This is a genomic window from Paenibacillus sp. MAEPY2, from assembly GCF_000499205.1.
Classification (GTDB): Bacteria; Bacillota; Bacilli; order Paenibacillales; family Paenibacillaceae; genus Paenibacillus; species Paenibacillus vandeheii.
In genome coordinates this window covers 237626-258223 of sequence record NZ_AWUK01000007.1, presented here as the reverse complement: position 1 = coordinate 258223, position 20598 = coordinate 237626, and the positions used below count along the sequence as shown (strand labels likewise).

The window sequence follows — 20598 nt, the reverse complement described above, 5'->3', positions numbered from 1 at the left end:
AGTCATACGTCTTTTTCTTGCACTTAAGTACATAATCATGTCCCATAAGCACATAGATATAGAAACGCAGCTGAAAAGCCACTAAAGCGTAACGTTTGACTGTATGGTTAAAGATCATGTATCATAACTAATAGTAAGAAAAAAATTGGGCGGGTTATGCAAAGCCGCAACTGGAATCTACAATTCCCTACATTTGAATGTGCAAGCGAGGTGAATATCATTGGGGATATGAAATTGTTTCGGATTGGCGAACTTGCCAAAACTGCAGGTGTGAGTGAACGGACGATTGATTATTACACGAAGCTCGGTCTCATCGCTCCTGAAGAGCGCACAGAAAAAAACTATCGTCTCTATAGTAATGAAACTTTAACCAGGCTTGAACGTATTGTACAGATGAAACAAGAGAAATATAGTCTCGACGAGATTAAGCAGTCTCTTGAGAAGTGGAGTCTGGTGAGCACGGAAGAGCAGGTTGCCAGCAAATTGACAACCTTAGAGCTCCACGTGCAACAGCTTGAGCGAGAGGTGAATGAACTTAAACCATTGCTTGGCGAGATGAAACCTGTACAAGCACGCAAAATGATGGCTGGATTACTCGCCAAAAGTGCCGGTACGATGGAAGCCTTGAAAATCTTGCTTGAGAACACCATGATGTAGCTTATTATTAGAAAGCGGAGGAATGAATATGAGTTTTAATAACGGTATGTTCGTTTTGATCATTATCGCCTTTTTGCTCTCCTTATGGGCGCAATTTCGCGTTAAGAGTACATTCAACCGATGGTCCGATGTTAAAAACCTGAATGGAATGACTGGGTACGATGCTGCCCGTCACATGCTGGACTCAAACGGCCTGCACGACGTTCCTATTGAGCCTGTGCGTGGAGCACTCTCTGATCACTACGATCCGATTAATCGAGTCGTGAGGTTGTCTGAGCCTGTATATTATGAAAACTCTATCTCAGCTGTCTCCGTTGCGTGTCACGAAGTAGGCCATGCGATCCAGCATAAGGAAAATTATCCGATGTTGGCACTGCGTCACCGGATCTTCCCAATCGTCAACTTTGCATCCGGACTTGCACCTTTCTTGCTCATTGCCGGTTTCATCTTTAACGCAATGAACCTTGTCGGAATTGGTATCATCTTCTTCTCGGTAACCGTTGCGTTCCAACTTATTACTTTGCCAGTCGAATTCAATGCAAGTAACCGCGCAAGAGAGATTATGGTATCGGAAGGTTATATCCGGAATGAAGAAGAGCGAGGCGTCGCCAAAGTATTGAATGCCGCAGCATTGACCTACGTTGCTGCAGCGCTAATCTCATTGCTTGAACTGATTCGTTACATCGGAATTTTCAATAGCCGTGACTAATTGAATACAAAAACAAAAATAATACCCCACCGTCAATCGGATGGGGTATTGTTTTGCTGTAAACCGAAATAATTAAGCAAGAATGAACGAAATGACTGCGCAACAAGTGGAAGCTTGTCATCTGCACGGTGGATCAACCCAATCGTACGCGTCACTTTCGGATGAGAAATGGCTACATGCGCCGGCTGCAGCGGATTCGTTTGGAAAAGCGCCATTTCCGGCAGCAAACTTACACCCATGCCAGCCGCAACCAGCCCGCGAATGGTATCCGTCTCTTCACCCTCAAAAGCAATTTTGGGCGTAAACCCGGCTTCAAGACACGCATGCCAGACAATCGGACGCAGAGAATATCCTTTACTGAATAACACAAATTTATCATCTTTGAGCTGTTCTAACGCAATACTCTCCTCACCGGCCAATGGATGATTCGGCGGAAGGATTGCATGCAGCTCTTCCGTAAGTACAATGTCACCATCCACCTGGTCGTGCTTCTCCGGGAACGGAGATATAAATGCCAAATCCACCTCAGCCGATAACACATCACGAATGAGCGTTGGGAACATGCCTTGCTTGAATCTGAATTTGACGTTAGGATAACGCTGACGGAACGCTGCTACAACCGAAGGAATCAAGTGAATACCGAGACTGTGAGGAAAACCGATACGAATTTCACCATGCTCCGGGTCAAGAAACTCATGAACCTCCCCGACCGCCTTGTCCAGATCTTTCAATATGCCTTCTACTCGTTTGCAAAAGAGCTGTCCGACTGCGGTTAACTGCAGATTTCGCCCTTTTTGCATAAAGAGGTCTACTCCCAGTTCTTCCTCCAGCTGATGAATCTGACGACTCACCGCAGACTGCGCCACATGTAATTCCTCCGCCGCCTGCGTAACATGCTCCTTCTGTGCCACTTTCAAAAAGTAATGCAACTGTCTTAATTCCACTGCCCCTGATCTCTCCAATCTGCTATACCCTACTTATCCTTGATTGCATTCCGTCTTCAGATCAATCCGACTACTGCTTAAAGCTCCGGGGTTTCCACAAGCGGATGAGAAGTCCATAAATGAAGAATCCACCTAACAACCCACCCAAATGAGCCATCCAGTTGATGCCTGACATGGCAAAGGAAAAAATAATTCCGAATACAAGCAGTGTATACAACGTTTTACGTGAGGCTTCATCCATCATCGTCCGCTGGAATAACGCTACATACAGAAACGCACCATAGATTGCATAGATCGCGCCTGAAGCACCTACCGAGATTGTTGTCGCTCCAACCGAGTTATACCATGCAACAGCCAGAATGTTGCCCAGAATGCCTCCACCTAAGAACAGCACACCATATCTCACCGACCCAAGCAGTCGTTCCATTGGTGGTGCAAATACGATGAGAGCGAAGCTGTTAAACAACAAATGACTGAAGCCTGCATGCAGGAACATCGACGTAATGTAACGCCACCACTCAGCGAATAGTTCATGATTTGAGAGCGCCCCAAATTTAAGGAGCGTCATGCTATTCGTCGAACCACCGTTCAGGCTTAACACAATAAACATCACAACATTGGCTATTAAAATAATCGACGTCAAAGGGAAAAATTTCAAATAACTTTTCCAGTTCTCATACCTTATAAATATCATAAGTCTCTGCTTTCACTCCACCCTGTTCAGATCGGCCTGCAAGTCTGATCCATTCTAATGATCTTTCGTCCGAATTGGACAATGCCTTTCATAAAAGATTATAATGGATTTTGGCACGGATCACCAACTTATAAGGAGGAACATTATTATGGCACAAGAACGTACAGGCGCAGCCACCTTTAAAGGTAACCCTATTACATTGATCGGACCCGAGTTGAAAGTGGGCGATCAAGCACCCAATTTTACACTGAGCAAAAACCTGGTTGAAGATGCATCACTGAAAGACTTCGCAGGTAAAATCAAATTAATCAGCGTTGTTCCTTCACTGGATACTGGCGTATGCGATGCCCAAACTCGCCGCTTCAATGTTGAAGCTGGAGATCTCGGAGATAACGTTGTCGTATTGACAGTTAGCGTTGACCTTCCATTTGCACAAGAACGCTGGTGTGGAGCAGCCGGAGTTGATCGCGTCGTAACACTGTCTGATTACAAAACACGTTCATTCGGTGAAGACTATGGTGTTCTGATCAAAGAATTCCAATTGGACATGCGCTCCATCTTCGTGGTGGATGCTGAAGACCGAATTACATATGTGGAATATCTGCCTGAAATGACAGACTCCCCTAACTTCGAGCAAGCGATTTCCGCTGTAAAAGCCTTGCTGTAAAAGGTAGCTCACGTTCAGAACAAAAGCGAGGAAGGTTCACCTTCTCTCGCTTTTTGTTATTCACCATCTATTTCAATCATTTGACTTATACTTGCTCAGCTTCTTATCCAATACAGAGAACAAGTTCATGATTGTGCGATAATTAGAACCCAGGTCTCCGAGTGAACCACGTGATGCCGAATACATATCAACCGCACTGCGTACAGGACTTACCGATATAATGGAAACCGTAATATCCATCGTCCGTCCAAAGGTAGTCCGCTTCTCCAGTATGACCTCTCCCACAGAAGGCACTTCATGCAGTACTTTATAACCCGGAATTTTTTTGAGTGTCGAAGAAACTTCTTCCCAGGCTCTGTCTTTGGATAAGTTATAATACCGTGTTTTTAATTTGGGATCCTTGGCTCGATCGCTGGTTCCCTCCATGCTGCGGATGATACCGACGAGCGTTCTCTTTAAGGTCAAGACCCTTCCTCCTTTGAATGTAACCGTTCCATTTATGTATACTAGTGTAACATTGTTCATGTAGTAACAAAAGGGCAAGCAACACTTTTAACAAAATACAGCCGATTCAACAAAAAAATTCAAATAAAAAGCACCCTGCAATTCCTGGATTAGAGGAAAAAGTCAGGGTGCTGTACATGATAAAAATAGAAACCCGCCTATGCCGTCCGGCTACATTGTCTTATGAACCTGCTTGGCAGGTGGGTGGCCGCAAAAATGTTTTTTGAAGTCCCCATGTCATATAGACAGGGCGTTTCAGCAACATTCTGTATTGATCTCCCGAAGACATCATCATTGGTTCAAAACAACGAATAACCGAAACGTACATCGCAGGATGTACAATTATTATATCCCTAACTGTGTAAAAAGTAAATGGTGACAGCTCATGTTTTATTTTTGGAGATTATCGTGTTTTTCGTCAGTTGGCTTCGGTTCAGAGGATTCAGCCGTCCCTACTGTCTCAACCGAGTCTCCTGCCTGTTCTGCGGCTTGTGCGGCTTCCTCTTCTTCTTTCTTCAGCTGCATCTTCTCCATCTGCTCCTGCATCTTATTAAAGGTTGCGTAGAAGTTGAAGAAAGCAAACCAGGCAACAATGCTAATGATAAAGAAGATGAACAAGACCGGATAACGAAAACCGATATAGAACAACAATCCACTTCCCAGCAACGTGGAAAATACACGGAATGGTCTAATCAGCGTCAACAGAACCGCATTTTTGATAATCAATCCGATAGACATATGGTAATGTACAACCATCGAGAAGAAGTTAAAGAGAGAAACAAACAGCAGCAGCAACAGTACGAGCATAATAATTCCGACCAGCTGCATATTCTTGAATTGTGTCATGTATACTGTGTAATCCAGATACATAATGGCAAACAGCAAGGTATAAAAGATACCTCCGATTAAACTCTGTTTGTAGTTCTCTTTGTAACCTACAAAGAAAGTACGGAAGATCGGCACGTCCGTATCACCCATATTCCATTTACGTACGACCGTAAACAGGGCCGAAGTCGCCGGGAATAGTGTAAGCGGTGCCACAATGGCTATAGCCCAGTTCATTTGAAGTGATTCGTTGGCGAGGTTCTGCTGCATGACGAGCACTTTCATAAACAAGAAAAACAAGAACGGAGACGAACAAATAGCCCACAACAGATTGGTTGCGGCCAGTCTCGTAATCCACTCTGTAAGTCGGTAGATCCCACCCATAGCTCCTTTAAATTCCAAACAATTCTCCTCCTCCGCAGCCTTGCGTCTAACCTGAAGTCTAATAATATTAATATACCTTATTATAGATAGGAAAAGCCAGCACTTCCCGAAAACAGATCGGTGGTACACTGGTTTGGCATATTCTGCACATAAAAAAATGGAGCAGTCGCCCTGCCCCATTTTCCAGTTCAAACTTATATATTATTCGAAAGAAGAATCTTTGGCAGGACGACGTCCTTCGTTGTTGCTTGGACGCGGTTTGCGGTCACGGTTGTAACCACCTTCTCTGCTGCCACTTGCACTGCCACTGCTGTTACGATCGCGGTTATATCCACCACGTCCGCCGCTACCACTGCCACTGCTGTTGCGATCACGGTTGTAACCACCGCCACCACCACTGCTGCGGTTGCCGCTGTAACCCGATGGTTTGCGTCCGCCAGAGCGAACATCCGGTTTACGACGTTTTGCACGGATCGGATCTTCAGGAGTCAAATCAACTTGAGCATCTTTTTTGTCACCTGTCAGGAGCTTCAGAGCAGCCGATAACAGTTGAACAGAATCATATTGCTCCAGCATTTGAATCGCGATACCTTTGTATTCATTCAGCTCGCCAGATTGTACGATTTCGAGCAAACGCTCAGCTGTCAAGCGTTGTTTGCCTTCTACAGCCTCAGCCATGGTTGGCAGTGGCTTGCGTGGAATACGCTGACGTGTTACTCGCTCAATAAAGTGCAGGTGATCGATCTCACGCGGTGTAACGAAAGAAAAAGCAGCACCCTCTTTACCTGCACGGCCTGTACGACCGATACGGTGAACATAGCTTTCCGGATCTTGCGGAAGGTCAAAGTTCACAACGTGAGTTACGCCGGATACATCGAGACCACGTGCAGCTACGTCTGTTGCAACGAGTACATCAATACTGCCGTCACGGAACTTACGCATAACTGTATCACGTTGGTTTTGCGACAAGTCACCATGAAGACCGTCAGCAGAATATCCACGTTTTTGCAGAGCTTCAGCCAATTCGTCAACACGACGTTTGGTACGTCCGAATACAATCGCCAGTTCAGGAGATTCCATATCGAGCAAACGGCTGAGTGCTTCGAATTTTTGACGCTCAGGTACTTCGATGTAAGCTTGGTCAATCAGTGGTGCACCCACTTGTTTAGGGATCACAGATACGTGCTCAGGGTTGTTCAAGAATTGTTGAGCCAATTTTTGAATGTTAGGAGGCATTGTTGCTGAGAACAGCATCGTTTGGCGCTCGTCTGGAACTTGTTTCAGGATGGATTGAATATCCTCCATGAAACCCATGTCGAGCATTTCATCTGCTTCATCCAATACAACAGTTTGTACATCATCAAGTTTGATTGTTTTGCGGTTGATATGGTCCAGGAGACGTCCTGGTGTACCAATGATGATCTGTGGTTTTCTTTTCAGTGCACGGATTTGACGAACGATATCTTGTCCTCCGTAAATTGGCAGGGAGCGCAAACCTTTGAAGCGGGTGAGTTTTTCGATTTCTTCGGCAACCTGAATCGCAAGTTCACGTGTAGGTGCCATAATGAGGGCGCGGATTTTTTCATCGCTTTTGGATATTTTGCTGATCAATGGAATACCAAATGCAGCAGTTTTACCAGTACCCGTTTGAGCTTGACCGATCAAGTCTCTGCCTTCAAGAGCAAGAGGAATTGATTTGGATTGAATTGGGGTTGCCTCTTCAAAACCAAGTTCGGTGATCGCTTGCAGCACCAGTGGTTCAAGATTGAAATCTGTGAAATTTAAATTTGTCAAAATTATTCATACTCCTTCTATATGGTGGACATGGTGGACAATCCACTTTGTTGTCTGTATTCTTAAGTAGCGTTAATATTTATAGGTTATCCCATCAAGTCGAATTATTTTCACAAACGAACATAATTCGTGAATGGGTCCCCAACATAAGACTAAAACTACATACATGTGTTTGAAACATTTCAAATTTTATCGTTCCATTTGGAAAAAGTTTCCTACTCAAGAATATCCACAAATCATTATATCACAAAACAATTCAAGATTACCAGCAATCTGGTTTTAAATATAAATGAGGTGATTAAATTGCCCAAAATGGTTTGGCACTTTTTAGTGATCGTATTGGGTGCTGCAGCTATTGCCTGCGGCTTCAACTGGTTTTTGGTTCCTCATCAGCTTCTTAGCGGCGGGGTATCCGGTATTTCCATGCTTCTTGGCTATTTTACAAATTTGAATCTTAGTATCATGTATTTTGTTCTGAACATCCCCCTGCTCGTTGCAGGCTGGTTTATTCTTGGACGACGCTTCATTACATTAAGTATTGTCTCGGTAGCAGCCACTTCATGGTTCATCGCGCTTCTGCCTGTTTTTGCTGTGGCAACAGATCCCCTTCTGAGCTGTGTATTTGGCGGCGTGTTAGTGGGACTGGGCACTGGTGTTTCCTTCAGGGTTGGCGGCTCGACGGGCGGGCTCGACATCGTCGGTTCCATTTTCACCCGTAATCGCGACTTCCCCATTGGTACGGTGATGGCCGGGATGAACGGTACTATTATTATGCTCGCTGGCTATCTAAATAATGACTGGAACATTGCTCTTGCCTCCATGGTATCAATTTATATCACGGGCAAAGTGCTGGATCTGATTCACATCAGCCATGTGAAAGTCACATTGTATATTATTACAAATGAAACCGAAGCGATGTTGAAAAAATTGCTTATTCGCCCTCGCGGGGTCACCAAAATCAAGACCCAGGGAGCATACACAGACATTGAAAAGGACATGTTAATGACAGTGACTACTCGGTACGAGCTTGTTGAAATCAAGCGAATTATCAAGGAAACCGACCCGAACGCCTTTGTTAATATTGTGGAAACAGTTGGGGTCATGGGCTCTTTCCGCCGAAGTTGAGACAGATGTACGGTTAACAATTCAAAACATTGTGGTATAATAACGGTGTACGGCTCCTAAATATGTTGTATAGCAGGATGTGCCCTTCAATTTCACAGCACCATGTGCTTTTCCGATTCGCGCCGAATGACTTACCATTTTGGAATTCGAGTAGGAAAGGGTGATTATTGTGGATATGGAAACGGTAAAACTGTTTGAAATCGTCAACAGATGGTGCCCGGAAATGCTCCCTTTCTTGAAACCGAATGAGCTCGACTCACTGATTGTTCTCCGGGATGGGCTGGGCATCCTGGAACAGGGAGACGCAATGGAAATCATTCAGTACAGTATTTGTGAGCATCAAAATGAGATTTACATTCAATAATTTTTTTAGATTGATCATGCCGCTTCTTGTGGGGTTACCCTCAACAGGAAGCGGTTTTCATTTTTTCCATCTGTTTCATTACTTGATTAATATGGTTAAAAGCCAAGAGGCTTTATTGTATAATTCAAACATGGAATGCACATAGGGGAGTGGAAATGAATGAATATGTTTTGGGCTTTAATGGCTATGGCCTTGGGAACCTTCAGTGGTACACCAGCTACAGCAGATCAAGGGAATCAACCTTTTCAATCATTAACAAACAGTTTCAACACCGCCATTATCCAATCTCAAAAAGATCAGGTCGTTATTGATGCGGATAACCCGCCTGCCAAAATTGACCCACAACCCGATGCACCCGTCGTCAAAGGCATCTATGTAACGGCCTACAGCGCTGGTGGTGCACGCATGACATCATTGCTCGATCTGATGGATAACACGGAGCTCAATTCCATGGTCATTGATATCAAGGACGATCTCGGATACATAACCTACCCTACGGAGAACAAGACGTTACAGGAAATGGGCAAATCCCAACCTTTTATCCGTGATATGGATGCACTGATGAAACGCCTGCAAAAACATGATGTTTATCCGATTGCACGAGTTGTCGTATTCAAGGATACGATTCTGGCCAAGAAAAATCCGGAGCTCTCTTTCCGCAACAAAGACGGTTCCATATGGGCCAACGGCAAAGGCGACAGCTTCGTAAATCCCTACAGTAAAGAAGTATGGGATTACAATATAGAGATTGCCAAAGAAGCTGCCAAATTGGGATTTAAGGAAATTCAGTTCGACTATGTTCGGTTCCCGGAAGGCTTTGAAACACGTGCGGACGCATTGAAATACACCAAATCCGACAAGTCCCGGGTCGACATCGTAGCCGAATTCGTGCAGTATGCACGCAAAGAGCTTGCACCGCTGGGGGTCCGAGTCTCGGTTGATATATTCGGTTACGCGGCCTCTGTACCCGCAGCTGAGGGTATTGGACAGGATTTTGTGAAAATATCTCAAAACGTGGATGTCATCTCGCCCATGGTTTATCCAAGTCACTACTCCACCGGCTGGTACGGTGTGAAAGACCCTGACAAAAATCCATATGCGACTATCAAAGGCTCCATGGAAGATACACATAAGAAACTTGATCCAACCAAGGAGCTCAAACCCGTTATCCGCCCATGGATTCAGGACTTTACAGCAAGCTGGCTAGGCAGTGGACATTACATCAAATACGGCAAAAAACAAGTCGAGGATCAGATTCGCGCGATGAAAGACATGGACGTGGATGAGTACCTGCTCTGGAATGCCTCCAACCGATATACGCCAGATGTAAACTATAAATAATGCACTCTTATTCTTGATCACTTTATTCCAATGACCTCGTTCCGTCCCGTACGGAGCGAGGTTTTTTACTGTGTTCTCACCCTTACTTTCCGCACCAGCCATGATCCCCTCCCTGTTCAAATGGGGCAAAATCCACTACAATAAATAGCTGTCCGTACATGACAGTTTAGTGATAACTCTTTAGAATAGCGAGGCATTGCCAGTGAACATGACCACCACCAGCTTTTCTCAGAAAGTTAAGCAATTCCTGATTATATTTTTGCCCATCTTCACCACACAAATTGCCCTCTCTGCCATGTCGTTTTTCGACACCAATATGTCAGGCAAGTTCTCACCTGCAGATCTCGCGGGTGTGGCTATTGGTACAAGTCTGTGGCTGCCGGTGCAAACTGGACTGAGCGGTATACTGATCGGGATCACACCTGTCGTCTCCCACCTGCTTGGTTCAAAGCGCAATGACAAGATTGGTCATAGCGTCGTTCAAGGCTTGTATCTCGGCGTGGCGGTCGGATTCGTCGTCCTTGCTGCAGGTGCATTGCTGCTTAAACCTATCCTGAATGGAATGCCTTTGGAGCCTCGGGTTGGCCAGGTCGCCTTCTATTTCCTGTGTGCTTTGGCTTTTGGAGTCATCCCCCTGTTCGGCTACACGGTGTTGCGCAGCTTTATGGATGCACTCGGCCAGACGCGTATTACCATGATGATTACACTGGTCTCATTGCCTGTAAACATCCTCCTGAACTATTTACTTATCTTCGGGCGCTGGGGCTTTCCCCAACTGGGAGGTGTCGGAGCAGGTGTGGCTACGGCAAGTACATATTGGCTCATCTTCCTTATCAGTCTATTTTTTGTACATCGGATAGAGCCATTCGCCCAATACGGCATCTTTCGGCAGATGCCCAAAGTCTCACTACCCAAATGGAAAGAGCTGCTTAAGATTGGTGTTCCTATCGGATTTGCTACTTTTTTTGAAACCTCGATCTTTGCTGCAGTCACATTACTGATGAGCCGATTCGATACCATCACAATTGCTGCCCATCAGGCGGCCCTGAATTTCGCTTCTACGCTGTATATGCTGCCTGTGAGTATATGTATGGCTCTCACGATTCTTGTGGGCTACGAGGCGGGTGCAGGGCGTGTGAGAGATGCGAAGCAATACAGTCTGCTTGGCATCGGAGGTGCCATTGCACTATCTCTCCTCACCGCTGTAGTACTGATTGTATTTGGGGAACAGATTGCAGGCGTGTACTCTAATGATCGCAAGGTCATTGCATTGACACAGCATTTCCTGATCTACGCCATCTTCTTTCAGATCTCTGATGCCATTGCCACCCCAACGCAGGGAGCGCTTCGGGGTTACAAGGACGTGAATCCTGCATTGATCATAACGTTTGTCGCGTATTGGATCATCGGTCTGCCTGTTGGTTACATTACGGCTACGTATACTTCACTCGGCGCCTTTGGATACTGGGTTGGACTCATTGCCGGCCTCGCGGTTGGAGCAACGGCGCTTCTCTGGAGATTGTTCCTTGTACAGAAGCAAGCCTCGGTACATATGGCGGAAAATAAATAAAAAACAAAGAGCACAGCCCTCTTAAGAAGGGACTGTGCTCTTTTGGTTATGGTTTGATTATTGGGACAAACGCTGTGCCAGCTCGTACGTTTCCATATCGAAGTCTTTTTTCGTATTAACCACTTTATCAATATCCGTCAGGGTCAGTTCTCCCTTGATAATACCGCATCCTTTGTCTGTTTCACCCGCAATCAGACTGCGTACGGCGAAATCTCCCAGACGACTGGCAAGGTTACGGTCAAACGGAGTTGGCGTACCACCACGCTGAATGTGACCCAATACGGTTACACGCGGCTCATATGTTGGGCAGCGTTCCATCAGTTCTTTTGCTACATCCTCACCTTTGCCTACGCCTTCAGCAACGATAATGATACTGTGACGTTTACCATGTGCAAAGTTGGCTTTCATGCGGTCTGCCACTTCATCCATGTCAAACGGAACTTCAGGCACCAGAATCGTTTCTGCGCCCGATGCAAGTCCTGCATGCAATGCGATATCGCCACAGTGACGACCCATAACTTCAACGATGGAAGAACGTTCGTGTGAAGACATCGTATCGCGTAGTTTGTTAACTGCATCTACCACAATGCTAACTGCTGTATCGAATCCGATCGTGTAATCGGTGAAAGAAACGTCATTGTCAATCGTTCCGGGAAGACCCATGGTGTTGATGCCCAGCTTGCTCAGTTTGTTGGCACCATTGTATGAACCGTCTCCACCAATAACAACCAAGCCGTCAATGCCGCGTGCACGCAGAATGTCTGCGCCTTTTTGCTGACCTTCAGCGGTATAGAATTCCTTGCAGCGTGCCGATTGCAGAACCGTTCCACCACGCTGGATGATATCCCCTACACTCCGCAAGTCCATTGGGAAAATATCGTTATTCAAAAGACCTTGGTATCCACGTTGAACCCCGTACACTTCGAGACCGTGAAACAGTCCGCTGCGAACAACCGCACGAACAGCCGCGTTCATCCCCTGCGAATCACCACCGCTCGTTAAAACTGCGATTTTCTTTACTGCTGTCATGATGTTTCTTCCTCCTCTAGTTTCACTTCAGGCTCCCACCACAATACGCCTGACTTACATATGCTTACGAATCCAGCGGCTAAAGATAAAGAAAAACACTCTTGTCATCGGACTATTCTTCATCAAACGCTTGGAAACGACGCGAACTTCCTGTTGTTCGCTGACTTTGGGATCAGACAGGTAAATGGCAAGCAGTCCTTCGATAATCATCCGGTGGAACGAACTTCCCGGAATCTTCTCCACATCACTGCGGGCCATCTCCACAATAAAAGCAATTCGGTCCAGCATTGTCTCCACATTCTCATAATAATTGCAGAAGTTGAGATCTCCCCCGATACGATCTTCATCCTGATCGATTAAATAATCGAGCATAATATGCAATGCGCATACATGAGGAAAATAGGCAGTGTGGATCGAAGCCGCCTGCTCTTCTGTCAGCTGATCGTCACTCGCAGCCAGAAACAGCATGAACACGCCCAGCGTAGAGCCAGTAGCAGCGGCAAATTCGTTCCAACGGAACTGAGGTGTGCGGTGGCGATGCTCTGACCACCATTCCAGCAATGCCGTTTCTCTCAGTTCCGGCTTGATGTGCTTATATACCTGCAGGTCCGTGTATAGGCCTGCCAGATCCTGAATTTGAGGCTTGGCGGATGCATAGCCCGGCAGCTGACGAGTCAGCTCCTGACATGAGGTCACTAGATCCCTTAGGTAGCCACCGTCATCCTGCTCCTCGCGGAGCGCATAATAATTGACAGGTGTTGCTTCGGGATCTACCGCATCAAGCATAGATTGATGGAGAAGCCGAAAGTCATTCGGGTCCATCGATGTACTGCGATCACACAGATTGTCCAAATAATCACTAATAGTCTGATATGAAACGATCAGTGGAATCAGAATGTGCCTGTTTGGCAAATCAGGTAAAGCATAAACGGTTCCGCCTTCACAGTGGAACTGCTTGTCCCTGAGACTGGCCAGTGCCTGATTGCGCAATTCCTCATTCGGAATTTTCTCCGCCTTGGCACGCCACCCATCCAATTCCTTCCGCGTTTCCGGAATGGTGTATTTGTACACCCCTCTCATCAATGCCAACGGTCCACGCGGATATTGATGACGATTTCGATTTGATTGGCTCAAAATAAATGTGCCTCCACTTGGTTGAATACGTATTAGAGCGATTTTTAACCAATCCTATTATAATATGATCCCCTTAATTGTACAAATGATCTCCCGCATAATCACGGCAAAAAATCACATCTACGAACGACTTGTTGTAAAATACCCCTTCCATTCACATCACACATCATTCTATTTTACCAAATCAACAATAAACCTGGATGGCTTCCATAATCACTGTAAAAAAATACAATCAATAATCATGTAAGACCTGGGGATATTAAGTTCTGCAATGCAAATTACCCACTGGGAGGAATTCAAGTATGAATAAAGCAACCATTGTTTCTCTGTCTGCTTGCCTAATGCTGGCTGTATCCGGTGCTTCTGCATCTGCATCCGCTGCAACTGAACCGATGCACAAAATGGAGAAATCCATGCACAAAGCAGAGCACAAAGCGGAGCACAAAATGCACATGAAATCGCATAAAGGCAAAGAACACAAACTGCATCAAAAATCCGTCAACAAAGAGCATAAAATCCATGCAAAAAGCGTTACACCAAAAGCCCTTCCTAAAACAGGATATGGCGGCGTAAGCGAGTAAAAAGGGATAAGAGAAAAGAGAAAAGAAAACGATTTTTCTTTTCTCTTTTTCTTCAATTTATTTATAAGGATGAGAAACGTATGAAAAACAACACTTCATTCGCCGCTATTGTAATTTTCTTAATCATTGCATGCCTTATCTTATCTCCGGCAAATAACATGAAGGAACAGACCGCTTTCCAAACATCTGCTCCTAAAGATCAGACGAGTACTGATCCCGAGATAAAGACAAGGATTCCGAAATCCATAGTCATGAGTAAACCTGTTCGTTTGTGCATTCCATCGGTGCATTTGAGTACTTCAATCACTCCTATTCACCTGTCAGAGAATGGACAACTACAAGTACCCAAGTCCAGTGAAATCGCTGGATTATATGTAGATGGAGTTTTGCCTGGAGAAAACGGAAATGCAATTGTTGCCGGTCATGTAGACAACTATACAGGTCCAGCCATATTTTACCCGCTTAAACATCTGAAACCGGGTACTTTTGTTTTTTTATTTGACCAGAACAACCACTATCTTAAATATGAGGTTTTGGAGGTCGAATCCTATTACACGCAGGAAGCACCTTTGGATAAAATATTTGGCGACACCGCTGAAAAGCAGTTGAATCTGATCACATGTACAGGAACGTACGATCGCAAAAAAAAGGAGCACAATAAGCGCCTTGTCGTGTATACCCGATTAGTTGAATAACATTCAAGAGGAGATAACCATGCATAAGTGGATAACCGTACTCCTGATTAGCTGTTTGTTTATGACTGTGCCACACTTGAGGCCTGCCGAGGCTTCTTCCACTACATCTCAACTTGAGATTGAGATTAGTCAAAATCTTGAATCTCTTTTTGCCCAAAGATCGAAGTACTTAGCCGGACAAACTAATAATATGGTTCGCTATTATGATAAACAATCTCCCTTGAGCCGTCACGCTTACACGATGGAAATCAATCGTAAAACCTATCTTCATGCATGGAGCGAACATCGTAACATGAAGATTACCGATTGCCAGTCCAAAATCCATATCTCCAAAATTCGTGTCAGAGATAACATCGCGACGGTTTCTTTGGGCCATTCGCAGCAAATCACATATGCCTATAAAGACCAATTATCTTCAACCCATTCGTTTGGACTGGGAACCTGGCATGCTGTCACACTGAAAAAAATCAATGATCAATGGATCGTCTCGAAGGAATGGTACCTCGATCCGCTGGAGGAGAACCCTCGACTAATTGCAGCAGGAATGCCTTCTTCACCCCCTGATCGTCCTGAACTAAAGGACGGCAAGAACTACAAACGAAAACAAGCGGTGGACTATGCAAATAAATACGCGGGGATCGCATGGAGAACAAACGACAAGGTCAAGTATAATTCCAAATATAAAAATTACAATAATCTAGGGGGCGACTGTACCAATTTTGCTTCCCAAGCTCTTGGAGATCAGAAGGAAGGCGGCGGGTTACCGATGATGGGAGCATGGAGATACCATTTTCCCAAGGGTGGTACCAAAACCTGGGTACAAACGGATGCATTCAAAGATTTCATTCTTTACTCCGGGTATGGGAAAAAAATCGCGACGGGATCCTTTTCGAAGCTGGTCGAAAAAACGGAGGCTCACCCGTACGGTTTGATAGGCGAGCTAGCAGCTGGCGATCTGATCGCTCATGTAATGAATCATGATGTAGACCATTTTTCTGTTGTTACCGGATTCGATCAGCGCGGCTATCCCCTCGTCAATTCCCACACCGCCGATCGATTTCAGGCACCGTTTGACTTGGGCTGGGATAACAAAACGTCGTATATCCTCATTCATATTCGAGACTGATCGCTTCATAACACACATACTTGCCTCCTTTTGCTCATATTAATGGTGGACAAGAAGTGTTTTGTGTTGGATGGAGTGAAATAGATGAACATGCCTCCCGGTCTCAAGCAGACGGGTATCCGTATCGGTGCTGTCTCTCTGGTCAAAGTAATGGGTCTCACTGGACGTATCGTCCTCACCCGCATGGCGGGTCCTGAAGGTATAGGATTATTCCAAATCGCTTATTCCTATTTTGGTTTCATGCTTATGCTGATAACAGGGGGGCTTCCTACCTCCTTGGGAATGTACACAGCCAAGCAGCCTGCACTTGGCTGGTTCTGGTTCAAGCGATTATCCACCTTGCTGTCAATGATTGGCGCAACTTTCTGTTTACTTACACTCGCCTACGCTTCAACCATTTCCACGTGGTTGGGTAATCCTGTTCTGGAGCCGTTTATACGCTCTTTGTCCATTGCGATATTCGTCGTACCTCTTTTAAGCCTGTTGCGGGGATACTTACAAGGTCTTGAATATTACGGTGCCATTGCCGTCTCGGAGGTAATAGAGCAAGCTGTTCGTATCGGGCTGATGCTGGGTATGACTTGGCTGTGGCTTCCTCAGGGTGTAATGTATGCGGTCGGGAGAAGTTTGATCGGAACAGCAATGGGCGGAATTGCCGCTTTTGTGATGCTGCTTCTTTTTTTGCGATATACCGGTCAAAAGAATGAAATACCTCCTTATGTTTCCACAGGAAGATCAGACGGCTTTTGGTTTATTAAGAGCTCCTTGGTCATTTCCGTCACACGGCTACTTATTCCCTTCTCCGATATGCTAGATGCGGTCATTATCCCCTTAAGACTGCAAATCGCAGGCTATACCTCCACACAAGCCACTGCAATGTACGGTCTGCTTATGGGTATGGCCATGCTGGTTGTATATATGCCAACGATTGTAACCGCGGCCATATCACATACCCTGACCATGAAGCTCGCTCTCTCCTGGCAGGAACTTCGTTATGATTATTTTGCAAAGAAAAGCAGGCAAACGATGGAGATCGTCTGGATTTGGGGGATCACCTCCAGCTCCTTTTTGTGGATTTTCAACCGCGACCTGGCACAGCTCTTATTCCATTCCGGACAAACTGCAGAGCTGATTCGTTGGTTAAGCATCATCCCCCTGCTTGTTGGACTTCGTGAGGTATCCACCAGTATATTGTGGGCACAGGATAACAAAAAAATCAGTCTGATCGCAACGGCTATCGGTATTACTGCAGCTACCCTCTCCCACTACTTCCTGATCCCTCTAAATGGAGTTCATCTTAAAGGTGGAGTGGCGGGTGTCATAATTATGGAATTTATCATCATGTCTGGAAATCTGATCGGATTAAGAAATTTGTTGAAAGGCGTTCGCATCAGCAGTCTGACTGTACATTTCATGGTCGTGATAGTAATTTCAGCGTTAGTGGCTTGGTTGAGGGAGTGGACCACCCTGCCTGTATACTGGGGAGATTACGCGATTCTTCCAAGCATTTTTCTATTTTTCCTGCTAAACGGAAGCTATCTGTTGATCCACTATCGCCTGAGAAGCTGAAACCGTCCCTTTTGGCAAACACATACATAAACCCAGGTCGAATGTCTCGTTCTAAAAACAAACAACAGAATCCCATCTATTTACATCACATCCCTACAAGACTATAATGTCTTTAATCTTTTAAAGTATCGGAATATTATTGACCCGCTGGCATTTCATAGCTGGCGGGCATCTCTTTTCTGTAAGCCTTATCTGAATATTAGGCATATTTCATCCATCAAAGGAGTCGTTGACATGATGTCAAATGAACCACTTTCGTGGAGACGGTTATTTGCATTTTTTGTGCCGCTGGGCATATCCGCGTCTCTCGTTACCATTTCTCACGTGATCATTAACAGCACACTTGCACGTTCCGCTCATCCCGAGACAGTCATTGCTAGCTACGCCATCGCCGGTAGCCTGCTGACCCTCACCGAGCGCCCCTCAACCCTGCTGCGTCAGACCTGTTCGGCGCTGGTAAGGGATCGCCTTTCCTTTCAGGCCCTCACGTTTGTGACCAAAATATTTCTCGCTTGTGTACTTCTGATCGGATTCCTCATCGCATATTCGCCCATTGGTACAGGTGTATTCAAATATCTGTTTGGCGTAAGCCCGGATCTGTTATCCAAAGTAATCGACGTTTATGAGATTCTCATGTATGTCAGCATCTTTTCGGTCATCCGTAACATCTATCAGGGCATCATTATTACGAATAACCGTACAAAATGGCTGACGATCGGCATGTTATTCCGTCTTGCCGGCATGTACGGCCTGTCCTTGTATTTTATATATACAGACAGTATTGACAGCGGTCGTGTAGGCGCTATCATTTTTGCTGCTGGCATGATGATTGAGGCTTTGGTCAGTTTTCTCGAAGGAAACAGCATCAAGCGCAAGATGCCAGCCAAGTTGGAGGATCATCCCGTTGAAAACAAGGGCGACGTCTTTCGCTTCTACAAGCCGCTGTTATTATCCAGTTTCGTAGCTTTGTTTATCGGACCCGTCATTAATATCGTACTTGGCAAAACGACCGGGATCGCCCTGGCCATTTCTTCCTTTGCCGTTGCGAGTAGCCTGATGCAGCTGATGCTAAGTTTTTTTACATACATCCACCAGATCGTGCTGAATTTCTATCTTGTTGATGCCAAACTTGTGAAGAAGTTCGCACTCGTCACCGGATTCGTTCCTTTTGCGATGACCGTCTCCATTGCCTACACCCCACTGGGACCGTGGGTATTGGAAAATGTAATGAGCGTACAGGGTAATCTGCTACAGCAAAGTTTGTGGACGCTGCGAGCGTTTGTACTGTTTCCGCTGATTTCACCTTTTCTCGACTTCAGCAATGGTTTGATTCTGCTGCGCGGACAGACCAAAACGATGTTTCGCTCCCAGACGGCCAATGCCATATGTACGGTTATCGTCCTGCTCATTCTGGTCAGCATATTCCCGGCGTGGAACGGCATGATCGGTGCAGTGGCTCAATCCCTCGGTCTGCTTGCCGAGCTTGTCATTGTCTGGCTGGTCATCCGGCGTACGCAAAAGGAACCTACGATGTCTGTTCCCTCATCCGGGAAATCTTCTTCCCTCAAAGGATAATAAAATTGAACTGTAATCAAGAATGGAGCCTTTCATCATGAAATCAAGTCATACCGCCCGGCCAGATCAAACCTGGCTGCGGGCACTCATGTTCACCATCTTCGGTTCCACCGTACTGGTGGTATCGTATTTTCAGCTTTATTTCAGCCATCTGGGATTCAGTCGGGCTGAGATTGGTTACCTGTACGGAATTGGTCCTCTCGTCTCCGTATTCTCCAACATGTTCTGGAGCATGGCCAGTGACCGCTACAAAACCGTACGTAAAGTGATGATCATCTTGCTTGCCGGGCAGCTGATCACAGGTATCATGCTCGCCAATGCCACAACCTTTGGTGAGGTATTTGTACTGGTGACCCTGTTTTACTTTTTCTACTATCCCGTATATCCACTTTCCGATACGATGGCAATTACAACCGCAAGCAAATTTGGCCGGAATTTTACTTCCATTCGTGTTTTTGGCTCGATCGGATATGCATTCTTTGCGTTAAGCATCGGATACTTTCTCGGCTCTTTCGGGCCGGGATGGACGATGTGGGTATGTATTGCGCTGGCAGCCACTACCCTCCTGATCGGTTTTCGATTAAAAGATCAGCCTTCGGGCAGCAGCACTAAAATGGATCTCTCCGGACTATGGTCCATCTTGAAGCGAAGGGATGTTCTTACCTTTTTCGGCTGCGTTTTTCTGCTCGCTCTGGGTCACCGGATGAACGAAGCTTTTCTTACCATTACACTAAAAGATTTAGGTGCCAGTGAAGGACTGATCGGCTGGTCACTGTTGATCTCTTCCGTAAGCGAAATTCCGGTGTTTCTGCTGTTAAGCAGATATGGCAATCGTTACAAGGAACTTCCTTTGCTCACGATCGCTGCGCTGATGTATACGATTCGTTTATTTCTGATGTCCATCTCGGATACACCTGCGGCAGTCGTTGCAATCCAAACAATGCACAGCGTGACCTTTGGCATCTTCTACGTGACTTCGGTCCGTTATATTACCCGCCTTGTTCCCGATGATTATCGGGCGACTGGCATGGCCTTGTTCACCATTGTATGGTCCAGTGCTTCCGGTCTGCTCAGCGGAACACTGGGTGGATTGCTGCTGGAGCATACCGGCAGAAACACTTTCTATCTCACAGCGATGGCATTCTCCCTGGCCGCACTTATTGGATTTTCCATGAAGCTTTGGTCAAGCATGACTAGCCGCGCATAAGCAGCAATGAGAACTTCCCTTATGGAACTCAACATATCAAAAAAAGCACAGCCTCCCAGGGGGGACTGTGCTTGGGTTCTTATATTCAGCTAGAAGCCAATCAT

At 45.8% G+C, this 20598-nt stretch carries 20 protein-coding genes and 1 other RNA gene; 13 read left to right on the top strand and 8 right to left on the bottom strand.

The window, feature by feature from the left end:
• The first annotated feature begins 228 nt into the window (after window positions 1–228).
• Both P364_RS0106020 and P364_RS0106015 read left to right on the top strand, forming a co-directional pair.
• A complete protein-coding gene (locus tag P364_RS0106020; RefSeq protein WP_024629244.1) occupies window positions 229–657 on the top strand; it encodes a MerR family transcriptional regulator in 429 nt (142 codons plus the stop codon).
• A gap of 28 nt (window positions 658–685) precedes the next feature.
• Window positions 686–1366, top strand: coding sequence for a zinc metallopeptidase (locus P364_RS0106015; RefSeq protein WP_024629243.1), 681 nt, complete (start codon window positions 686–688; stop codon window positions 1364–1366).
• A gap of 32 nt (window positions 1367–1398) precedes the next feature.
• Here the strand turns inward: P364_RS0106015 and P364_RS0106010 are convergent, their stop codons facing one another.
• On the bottom strand, window positions 1399–2310 hold the full coding sequence (locus tag P364_RS0106010) for a LysR family transcriptional regulator (RefSeq protein ID WP_024629242.1): 912 nt from the start codon (window positions 2308–2310) through the stop codon (window positions 1399–1401).
• A gap of 70 nt (window positions 2311–2380) precedes the next feature.
• Window positions 2381–3004, bottom strand: coding sequence for a rhomboid family intramembrane serine protease (locus tag P364_RS0106005; RefSeq protein ID WP_024629241.1), 624 nt, complete (start codon window positions 3002–3004; stop codon window positions 2381–2383).
• A 148-nt stretch (window positions 3005–3152) separates the two neighbouring features.
• Between P364_RS0106005 and tpx the strand changes: the two genes are divergently transcribed.
• On the top strand, window positions 3153–3671 hold the full coding sequence (gene tpx / locus P364_RS0106000; protein ID WP_024629240.1) for a thiol peroxidase: 519 nt from the start codon (window positions 3153–3155) through the stop codon (window positions 3669–3671).
• Window positions 3672–3743: 72 nt separating this feature from the next.
• On the opposite strand, the gene P364_RS0105995 is transcribed toward tpx, so the two are convergent.
• The 4 genes from P364_RS0105995 to P364_RS0105985 form a co-directional block, all read right to left on the bottom strand.
• The gene (locus P364_RS0105995; RefSeq protein WP_024629239.1) at window positions 3744–4136 is read right to left on the bottom strand and encodes a DUF1499 domain-containing protein; all 393 of its coding nucleotides are present in this window, start codon (window positions 4134–4136) and stop codon (window positions 3744–3746) included.
• A gap of 186 nt (window positions 4137–4322) precedes the next feature.
• A non-coding RNA gene (gene ssrS, locus P364_RS36560) (6S RNA) lies at window positions 4323–4514 on the bottom strand.
• A gap of 51 nt (window positions 4515–4565) precedes the next feature.
• Complete coding sequence (locus P364_RS0105990) at window positions 4566–5402, bottom strand: YesL family protein (RefSeq protein ID WP_024629238.1); 837 nt, start codon at window positions 5400–5402, stop codon at window positions 4566–4568.
• Window positions 5403–5585: 183 nt separating this feature from the next.
• On the bottom strand, window positions 5586–7178 hold the full coding sequence (locus P364_RS0105985; protein WP_024629237.1) for a DEAD/DEAH box helicase: 1593 nt from the start codon (window positions 7176–7178) through the stop codon (window positions 5586–5588).
• A gap of 312 nt (window positions 7179–7490) precedes the next feature.
• Here P364_RS0105985 and P364_RS0105980 point away from each other — a divergent pair, with 312 nt between their 5' ends.
• The 4 genes from P364_RS0105980 (at window position 7491) to P364_RS0105965 (ending at window position 11578) form a co-directional block, all read left to right on the top strand.
• Window positions 7491–8303: a YitT family protein gene (locus P364_RS0105980; RefSeq protein ID WP_373456223.1), complete on the top strand. Its 813-nt coding sequence runs from the start codon at window positions 7491–7493 to the stop codon at window positions 8301–8303.
• Window positions 8304–8478: 175 nt separating this feature from the next.
• The gene (locus P364_RS0105975; protein ID WP_029880762.1) at window positions 8479–8667 is read left to right on the top strand and encodes a hypothetical protein; all 189 of its coding nucleotides are present in this window, start codon (window positions 8479–8481) and stop codon (window positions 8665–8667) included.
• A 159-nt stretch (window positions 8668–8826) separates the two neighbouring features.
• Window positions 8827–10008 carry a putative glycoside hydrolase gene (locus P364_RS0105970; protein ID WP_024629235.1) on the top strand — a complete coding sequence of 394 codons (1182 nt, stop codon included), beginning with the start codon at window positions 8827–8829 and terminating at the stop codon, window positions 10006–10008.
• A 208-nt stretch (window positions 10009–10216) separates the two neighbouring features.
• Window positions 10217–11578, top strand: coding sequence for an MATE family efflux transporter (locus tag P364_RS0105965; protein WP_029880761.1), 1362 nt, complete (start codon window positions 10217–10219; stop codon window positions 11576–11578).
• 57 nt (window positions 11579–11635) lie between these two features.
• Here P364_RS0105965 and pfkA read toward each other — a convergent pair whose 3' ends face one another.
• Both pfkA and P364_RS0105955 read right to left on the bottom strand, forming a co-directional pair.
• Window positions 11636–12607 carry a 6-phosphofructokinase gene (gene pfkA / locus P364_RS0105960; RefSeq protein ID WP_024629233.1) on the bottom strand — a complete coding sequence of 324 codons (972 nt, stop codon included), beginning with the start codon at window positions 12605–12607 and terminating at the stop codon, window positions 11636–11638.
• 54 nt (window positions 12608–12661) lie between these two features.
• Window positions 12662–13741 carry a tetraprenyl-beta-curcumene synthase family protein gene (locus P364_RS0105955; RefSeq protein ID WP_024629232.1) on the bottom strand — a complete coding sequence of 360 codons (1080 nt, stop codon included), beginning with the start codon at window positions 13739–13741 and terminating at the stop codon, window positions 12662–12664.
• Window positions 13742–14043: 302 nt separating this feature from the next.
• On the opposite strand from P364_RS0105955, the gene P364_RS0105950 reads away from it, so the two are divergent.
• The 6 genes from P364_RS0105950 (at window position 14044) to P364_RS0105925 (ending at window position 20494) form a co-directional block, all read left to right on the top strand.
• The gene (locus P364_RS0105950; RefSeq protein ID WP_024629231.1) at window positions 14044–14322 is read left to right on the top strand and encodes a hypothetical protein; all 279 of its coding nucleotides are present in this window, start codon (window positions 14044–14046) and stop codon (window positions 14320–14322) included.
• 80 nt (window positions 14323–14402) lie between these two features.
• On the top strand, window positions 14403–15017 hold the full coding sequence (locus P364_RS0105945; protein WP_024629230.1) for a class F sortase: 615 nt from the start codon (window positions 14403–14405) through the stop codon (window positions 15015–15017).
• 19 nt (window positions 15018–15036) lie between these two features.
• On the top strand, window positions 15037–16143 hold the full coding sequence (locus P364_RS0105940) for an amidase domain-containing protein (protein ID WP_029880760.1): 1107 nt from the start codon (window positions 15037–15039) through the stop codon (window positions 16141–16143).
• Window positions 16144–16227: 84 nt separating this feature from the next.
• Window positions 16228–17712 carry an oligosaccharide flippase family protein gene (locus P364_RS0105935; RefSeq protein WP_024629228.1) on the top strand — a complete coding sequence of 495 codons (1485 nt, stop codon included), beginning with the start codon at window positions 16228–16230 and terminating at the stop codon, window positions 17710–17712.
• 234 nt (window positions 17713–17946) lie between these two features.
• Window positions 17947–19287, top strand: coding sequence for a hypothetical protein (locus P364_RS0105930; protein WP_024629227.1), 1341 nt, complete (start codon window positions 17947–17949; stop codon window positions 19285–19287).
• Window positions 19288–19324: 37 nt separating this feature from the next.
• A complete protein-coding gene (locus P364_RS0105925; protein ID WP_024629226.1) occupies window positions 19325–20494 on the top strand; it encodes an MFS transporter in 1170 nt (389 codons plus the stop codon).
• Window positions 20495–20598 lie beyond the last annotated feature (104 nt).

Coding starts and splice junctions, on each gene's coding strand:
- P364_RS0106020 (WP_024629244.1), top strand. CDS start 229: ATGAAATTGTTTCGGATTGGCGAACTTGCCAAAACTGCAGGTGTGAGT.
- P364_RS0106015 (WP_024629243.1), top strand. CDS start 686: ATGAGTTTTAATAACGGTATGTTCGTTTTGATCATTATCGCCTTTTTG.
- P364_RS0106005 (WP_024629241.1), bottom strand. CDS start 3,004: ATGATATTTATAAGGTATGAGAACTGGAAAAGTTATTTGAAATTTTTC.
- tpx (WP_024629240.1), top strand. CDS start 3,153: ATGGCACAAGAACGTACAGGCGCAGCCACCTTTAAAGGTAACCCTATT.
- P364_RS0105980 (WP_373456223.1), top strand. CDS start 7,491: ATGGTTTGGCACTTTTTAGTGATCGTATTGGGTGCTGCAGCTATTGCC.
- P364_RS0105975 (WP_029880762.1), top strand. CDS start 8,479: ATGGAAACGGTAAAACTGTTTGAAATCGTCAACAGATGGTGCCCGGAA.
- P364_RS0105970 (WP_024629235.1), top strand. CDS start 8,827: ATGAATATGTTTTGGGCTTTAATGGCTATGGCCTTGGGAACCTTCAGT.
- P364_RS0105965 (WP_029880761.1), top strand. CDS start 10,217: ATGACCACCACCAGCTTTTCTCAGAAAGTTAAGCAATTCCTGATTATA.
- pfkA (WP_024629233.1), bottom strand. CDS start 12,607: ATGACAGCAGTAAAGAAAATCGCAGTTTTAACGAGCGGTGGTGATTCG.
- P364_RS0105950 (WP_024629231.1), top strand. CDS start 14,044: ATGAATAAAGCAACCATTGTTTCTCTGTCTGCTTGCCTAATGCTGGCT.
- P364_RS0105945 (WP_024629230.1), top strand. CDS start 14,403: ATGAAAAACAACACTTCATTCGCCGCTATTGTAATTTTCTTAATCATT.
- P364_RS0105940 (WP_029880760.1), top strand. CDS start 15,037: ATGCATAAGTGGATAACCGTACTCCTGATTAGCTGTTTGTTTATGACT.
- P364_RS0105935 (WP_024629228.1), top strand. CDS start 16,228: ATGAACATGCCTCCCGGTCTCAAGCAGACGGGTATCCGTATCGGTGCT.
- P364_RS0105930 (WP_024629227.1), top strand. CDS start 17,947: ATGATGTCAAATGAACCACTTTCGTGGAGACGGTTATTTGCATTTTTT.
- P364_RS0105925 (WP_024629226.1), top strand. CDS start 19,325: ATGAAATCAAGTCATACCGCCCGGCCAGATCAAACCTGGCTGCGGGCA.